Here is a 3484-nt window from a genome sequence, read left to right as displayed (position 1 = left end):
TACCAGTCCCCGAACACCTACGAAGCCCGCTACACCGCTACGCTCCCGTCAGCGGCGTAATCCACCACCGTGTCCAAGAACCGGGGGTAAGGCCCGTAGGTGCCACCGCTGTAGCACGCGTGGGTAAGACTTTTGAGCCGGTGAGGGGACTCGAACCCCTAACCACCGCTTTCTGGCCAATCAGTCGGCGACGTTGCGCGTCGATGCCCAGATCCCTTGTAATACGGGGGAATCCGATCGATCAGACTCCTCGTCGCCGGTCCGCCTCTAACGTCGCTTCGCGTTGAAACCCATGGGTTAAACCATGGGCGATCGCGCATACGATCTGGTGGCCTGCCGACGCCTTCCTGCTGCTCGCTGTGATTCGGGTCAGGGTGTGGGCTTGCCGAAGCGTCTGTCGAATAGTCGCCAGCCCCGGGAGCACGCGTCCGGTTCGGTATATGCCCATCCGGATATGGACGGGTACTGACCAGCGTTCGGTAACGCCCGTGGACACATCGGCGATGTCTCGAAGAGGTGGAGTCAACGGACCGATAGCGTGGTGTCACGATGTGTTGGCTGAGCTCGATCAACGATCAGACAGCGGATCGTCGATTTGGGTGACGATCCGGCATGAGACATCGATATCAATCACCTGTTGCAATCGATGAACTGGTTCTGGAAGTGGCCGACTGGCTAGACACTGGTCGGGCCGTTGTCGTCCATACAAACGTTGGAGAGGATCCGCCGTGAAGGCTCTGACCCACTCGCCTGCTGAGATCTTTGGGAACCAGATCCGGTATGTTGTACCGCTCTTTCAGCGCCCCTACGTGTGGAACGAGAAGGATCAGTGGAAGCCGCTGTGGGATGATGTCAGCGCGCTCGCCGATGCCATCCTGGACGCGCCACCGGTCGCTTACGGCACACCACCCGTGCCTCCGCATTTCTTGGGTGCCATCGTTATCGAACAGCAGCTAGCCCCAGTCGCCTACATCGGGGTGCGACATGTAATTGATGGTCAGCAACGCCTTACCACTATTCAGCTCTTGCTCGATGCGGCGCAGTGGGTAGTCGAGGAGCATGGCAACCCAATCGATTCTCAGGCCTTGAAGGTGCTCGTCCAGAACAACCCCCAGATGACACAGAATCCGGACCAAATCTTTAAGGTCTGGCCAACCAACCGCGACCAGGCCGCGTTCCGAGCAGCGATGGACAACGACACTGTCGTGCCGCCGAACCTGGCTGGCTCGAGCATCGCGCAAGCACATGCATTCTTCGTGGACCAAATCGAGGACTGGGCCGATGTCTCCGGTGATCCAGACAAGGCATCCCTTCGGCTCGCCGCCCTGGCTCAAGCGCTGCGCGAACATCTACGCGTCGTTGTCATCGACCTAGAGCCGGGCGACAACGCCCAGGTGATCTTTGAGACCCTGAATCACCGTGGTATGCCCCTACTTGCGTCGGACCTCGTCAAGAACCTTGTCTTTCAGGTTGCGTCTGCGCAACAGTTGGACGTCGACGATCTGTACACGAGGTACTGGAGCGAGCTGGACTCTGACTACTGGCGTCAGCCGATATCCCAGGGGCGGTTCTACCGCCCTCGCATCGACGTGTTTCTCAATCGCTGGCTCACGATGAAGTTGCTTCGCGACGTTCCTACGGATCGCGTCTTCACCGACTTCCGCGATCACATCGCACTCGTCGACCAGACGGCCATCGCGGCGCTACTAGCTGAACTCGCCGCAGATGCGAAGGTCCATCAATCGATGGAGAAGCTTCCAGCGAACACAACAGAGGGCCGCTTCTACTATCGGGTGCTGAGGGCAATGGACACCCAGGTGGTCGGTTCCTTCCTGATGTGGATCCTCCGTCACTCGGAGGACGAGATGCCCCGGGCGCAGAAGGAGAAAGCGCTGAGGTCGTTAGAGAGCTGGCTCGTCCGACGCGCGCTGTGTCGCGCCTCGACCAAGGAATACAACAAGATGGTTCTGGATCTGCTCAAAGACCTCGCTGAGGCGGGACCCGCGGTCGCCGGCGACACGACAGAGCGCTCGCTGTCGCAATCTGCACAGAGCCGCTACTGGCCCAACGATGCTTCGCTGGCCAACAGCCTGACGAGCGAGGCCATCTATAAGAACCTGTCGCGTGCTCGCCTCAGGATGATCCTCGAAGCACTCGAGGACGCCGCTAGAGGACCGTTGGGTGAGGGTCAACCCTGTCCGTACAACCTGACAATTGAGCACGTGATGCCGCAGGGCTGGAGGGATCACTGGGGCTCGGACATCCTCGGTGACGAGATCGCCGCATTGAAACGTGATCAGCTGGTCCAAACGCTGGGAAACCTCACGTTGGTAAACGCCAAGCTCAATCCGACACTCTCGAATCGACCGTGGACTGCCGTCCAGGCACAGGCCCGAGGTCTCGGCGGTGTGGGCGGCAAGCGTGACTACCTGCTGAGTCACAGCGAACTGAAGCTCAACGCTCATTTGGTCGCGGCGCACGCGGACACCTGGACAGAGGACGACATTCGCGAGCGGACCGACGCCTTGATCGATTCGATCAGCGCGATCTGGCCGTGCCCGGCTGAGGTACCGCAGCCAGACAGCGCGGAGACTCCCACCGACGAAGAGGTTGAGGTCGAGCTGGAGCTGGACGTCGAGGAGTCGACGCCACCGGGAAAGTACACCCCACTGCGGGAGTGGCTCGGAGCTCAGCAGACAGACGAGGTTCGGCTGACCTTCACTCAGATCGAGCAGATCCTCGGTTCGACGTTGCCAGAATCGGCGCGTCGCTATCAGCCACATTGGCGCAGCTATGCCGGGTCAGCATTGGTGCGGTCTATTCAGGACGCCGGCTGGAAGACGCAGTCAGTGGAGCTCAACGAGCGACGAGTGATTCTAGAACGTCAACCGCGAGAAGCCGACGACGAGGAAGCCCAACAGGTTGTGGCCGGGCTTCGGAGCGACCAGGGGCCCTACGTCAAGGAGCATGTCCCCGTATCGACACATTCCGACGTTAGCGAGCCAGTGAACCGTCCCGGGTTTGATGCACCCCTCGGTTATGTGTGAGCGACCGGTCGGTCGTCACGGGTTTGTGCATAGTAGTCGGCCTCGGCTTCGGCGGGTGGGCGTCGGTCGAGGCGGTGCATGAGCCGGGTGGTGTTGTACCAATGGACCCAGTCGGCGGTGATGGCCTCGACGTTGCTGAGGCCGGTCAGTGGTCCGCGGCGAAACGGTGAGTCGTCGCGGATGCATTCGGTCTTGTAGAGCCCGATGGTGGTCTCGGCCAGGGCGTTGTCGTATGCGTCGCCGACGGTCCCGATCGACGGACTGAGACCGTGGAGCTGCAGGGTCTCGGTGAAGTGCACAGATGTATATTGCGACCCGGCGATGCTCTCCTGTCTGTCAACAGGGCTGTTTCGGCGTCCTCCTCCGGCTTGTGATGGTGTGCCGGTGCTCGACGCGGTCAAGGTCGTTCAGCCGTGGGGTGCTCCATCTTGACCGCG

Annotated in this window: 1 protein-coding gene and 1 pseudogene; one reads left to right on the top strand and one right to left on the bottom strand. The window is 60.8% G+C overall.

Annotated elements, in window-relative coordinates; all coding sequences use genetic code 11:
• Window positions 1-728 precede the first annotated feature (728 nt).
• Window positions 729-3047: a DUF262 domain-containing protein gene (locus tag ACZ3HV_RS44425; RefSeq protein ID WP_465693923.1), complete on the top strand. Its 2319-nt coding sequence runs from the start codon at window positions 729-731 to the stop codon at window positions 3045-3047.
• On the opposite strand, the pseudogene ACZ3HV_RS44420 reads toward ACZ3HV_RS44425, so the two are convergent.
• A pseudogene (locus tag ACZ3HV_RS44420) lies at window positions 3038-3403 on the bottom strand (integrase core domain-containing protein); the annotation flags it as partial. The gene ACZ3HV_RS44425 and the pseudogene ACZ3HV_RS44420 sit on opposite strands and share 10 nt — an antisense overlap.
• Window positions 3404-3484 lie beyond the last annotated feature (81 nt).

This window comes from Kribbella sp. NPDC020701 (assembly GCF_055562215.1).
The sequence above is the reverse complement of the archived record's forward strand: the minus strand, read 5'-3'. Positions and strand labels throughout refer to the sequence as shown.